Source organism: Xanthomonas sp. SHU 308 (genome assembly GCF_000364645.1).
GTDB lineage: Bacteria > Pseudomonadota > Gammaproteobacteria > Xanthomonadales > Xanthomonadaceae > Xanthomonas_A > Xanthomonas_A sontii.
This window is the reverse complement of the sequence record NZ_AQOK01000201.1, coordinates 1-3,036: the sequence shown is the minus strand read 5'-3', so window position 1 is coordinate 3,036 and position 3,036 is coordinate 1. Positions and strand designations below refer to the sequence as shown.

General features: G+C 49.3%; 3 protein-coding genes. 2 read left to right on the top strand and 1 reads right to left on the bottom strand.

Features of this window, described 5'->3' with window-relative positions; translation table 11 throughout:
* Positions 1-1,533: VENN motif pre-toxin domain-containing protein (locus tag D588_RS26535; protein ID WP_198526741.1), on the top strand; the 1,533-nt coding region annotated here is incomplete at its 5' end.
* Positions 1,534-1,826: 293 nt separating this feature from the next.
* On the opposite strand, the gene D588_RS28170 is transcribed toward D588_RS26535, so the two are convergent.
* Positions 1,827-2,120, bottom strand: coding sequence for a hypothetical protein (locus D588_RS28170; RefSeq protein ID WP_198526742.1), 294 nt, complete (start codon positions 2,118-2,120; stop codon positions 1,827-1,829).
* A 260-nt stretch (positions 2,121-2,380) separates the two neighbouring features.
* Between D588_RS28170 and D588_RS26530 the strand changes: the two genes are divergently transcribed.
* Entirely contained in the window at positions 2,381-2,881 is a 501-nt protein-coding gene (locus tag D588_RS26530) for a contact-dependent growth inhibition system immunity protein (RefSeq protein WP_081613509.1), read from the top strand.
* Positions 2,882-3,036 lie beyond the last annotated feature (155 nt).

Below are 3,036 nucleotides of genomic sequence, written 5' to 3'. Positions count from 1 at the left end.
GACGTGCGCAAGGTGCTGGCCGAGCAGCAGGCGATGGGGGCGGCCGCCGGGACGGTGCTGGAGACCAGTCGGCAGGTGGCAGGTGACATCGCGGCTAACGCGGCGAAGAAGACCGCCGAGGCCGGCGATGCGTACCTGCAGGAACTGGCGAAGAACGATCCCGATCAGGCGAAGATCGTCGCAGGCATGAGCGGTCCGGACAAGCAGGCGTACCTGCTGGCCAACAGCGCTGACTACCGAGCGGCCTACACCACCCAAACGCAATGGGGGACCGGCGGCGATTACAGCCGCGCGTTGCAGGCGGTGACTACCGCTCTGGTGGGCGGGGTGTCGGGCCAGAGCGGCACGCAGGTGGCGAGCAACGCGCTGGCGCCGTATGCGGCGCAATTGATCGGGCAGACGTTCGACGCCAACCACGGCAGCGACCCGAATAAGGCCGCACAACTGCTGTCGCACGCGCTGCTGGGTGCGGTGCTGGCGGAGGCCAATGGCAGTTCGGCCGGCGGCGGCGCCCTGGCAGGCGCAAGCGGCGAGGTCGCAGCACAAGTCCTGACGAAGACGCTCTACGGCGCCAACGCCAAGCCAAGCGATCTGTCCGAGCAGGAAAAGCAGACGATCCTGGCGTTGTCGCAAGCGGTCGGCGCGCTGGTCGGCGGGATGACGGGGGGCAGTCTGAGCGACGTCGACGTCGGCAGTGTGATTGCGCGCAATGCTGTGGAAAACAATTACTTGAATCCACAGGAGATCATTGCGCTTCAAAAAGAAATGACCCGATGCGCGCAAGGCGGTGACGATCAGTGCGAAAAACGAATTGCTGAGAAATACAGTAAAATTTCTCAGGAAAATGATGCTGCACTGAAATCTGCTTGTGCCAGTGATGCATCTGGTAGTGTCTGCCAAAATGGAATCAAGGACGCGCTTAATTATGCGGGGGATACTTCATGGAAAGAGTATCCGTTCTTTGATCGCCCGGTCGTTGACATGAAGTTATATCAGATGGATGGGGATATAGATCGATCGCGAAATTTAGTTTTAGGCACCGTATTTAATAATAAGGTCGCGTATGGCGCTATCGATGACATTGAATCAAGGGCAGACTTTTTTGGTGCGATGTATCAGCAGACGGGTGCGATATGGTTTAAGGCAGCTGAGAATCAGTCTAGAACAAATTTGAGCGGTACTCTGTTTGATTTGGGCGCGACATATAATTGGGCCGCGGGAAAAGGGGATGTCATGACCGATTGGCGATCTGCGGCGGGAAATCAAATAATGAAAAATGGATTTGAAAGTTTTAAGGATATATATGTGGATAAATCCATGGACAGTTTGAAGTGGAGTCTGATGCAACTAGGTAACGAGCAGCGCGATCCTGTCCTTCAAAAAATACATGAAAAGTATTTGAATGAAATGGCTCCAGGAACGGTTACTGGAATGCAGAAAATCGGTGGTGTTGATGATCTACTTGATCCAGAGCAGAGGGTCAACACCGGTTGTCGAAACATGGGGTTAAAGAATGGCTGCGCAAGCAAATAGGAAGAATTTTTTACTGGAGGTGTTGTGTGATAATGGGCGGATTTGGATGGGAAATTATATTTTTCTTGCTTGAGATGGTTGTTATGGGATGTGCCACCATCGCCATCCCAATTTCTTATTTTTTTGGACGGAGCAAAGAGACGGTAAAGTTTTTTTTCGTGCTGTATGGATTGAGTTGCATCGGAAATATTGGGATGTTGGCGAGGGGGTGGCACTTCTTTAAGCATGGAGTAAGGGGTGATGAACTTTTATTCGACTTATACATGTTAAGAGGTAGTTTTCTTTTTATTTTTTCAATCATCGAAATTTTTGGCATTCATTCTGGCCGAGAAATTTTCTCTAAGTATTATATTTTTATTTTGTTCTTTTTTGCGTGGGTGCCATGGTTTTTGGTATTGGTAGTGCCTCGAATAATTTAAGGAAGCTCTGAACAAGCCCCCCATATTGGCGACACTATGCGGATGTGATCGAGCGCGTGAGACATGACGCAACTGAGCTTCTCCGACGCCGAGCATGCAGGTAAGCGCAAGCGAACCCGCCGCGAGGTGTTCCTTGCGCAGATGGAGCATGTGGTAGTGATAAGACATTGAATACTCTGGCTCCATCTTATCTTACCCGGCCTAACAGCATCACTAGGATGCTGAATGGATATGAGGATGATATGGCCAATTTTGTTGCCGACGGGAAAAGGGTGTATTTTCTTTGAAGAACTCAGATATTAGCTCTAAGCAAATGCAGCTTGGTATTCCATACAACACGCCTCCTGAGCAAATGGCTGCAATTGAGAGGTCAATTGATTATGCAAAAACAAAGGGAATTGAGGTTAAGTTGATAAAGGTAAAGTAATATGAAGAAATCGAAGGCGCGAGTTTCAGTTGGGTTTAATGGCGATTTTTTTGTGCTTGTTACAATGTCTCTAGGCATGATGGGGTATGCAGAGCCCGATGTGCTGCCAAAATATATCTTGCCTGTCGCAAGCGATGCTGAGTTGGGAGCTGCCCTGCGCTTGGCTCTCGGCGAGAGTAAACAAGTAAGTGCCGAGGATTTTCAAAGGATAATTCATTCAGGTATCGTACAAAATAATGCTAAAGAACGAGATGCTTTAGCTATGAAGAAGTATGGTTATAAAACAAGGCGTGCTATGTACCAGAATATGGACGAATGTTCTGTTGATGTTTTTGACGATAAGATAGAAATTCAGCCAATGCATCAGAGAGCGTTGGATGGATATACTGCGAGAAAAGATACTGGGCCGTTTCCAATAAGTGTGTCTTTGACAGCGAACGATGTCGAGCTTGGTGCAGCATTACGAGAAGAATTCAGACGCTGCACAAGTGCGATCAGGTAATTGGTGTCACCTTTGCTTCGCCATAGAATCTGATCGTGAACAAAAATTAGTAAAATTTGACTTTGAAAAATCGCTGATGGTTGTGGCAACGTCAGCCTGACCAGCACCAATGGCGATCTGCACGTGGTGCAGGGCAACCTGAAGGCCGGCGACAC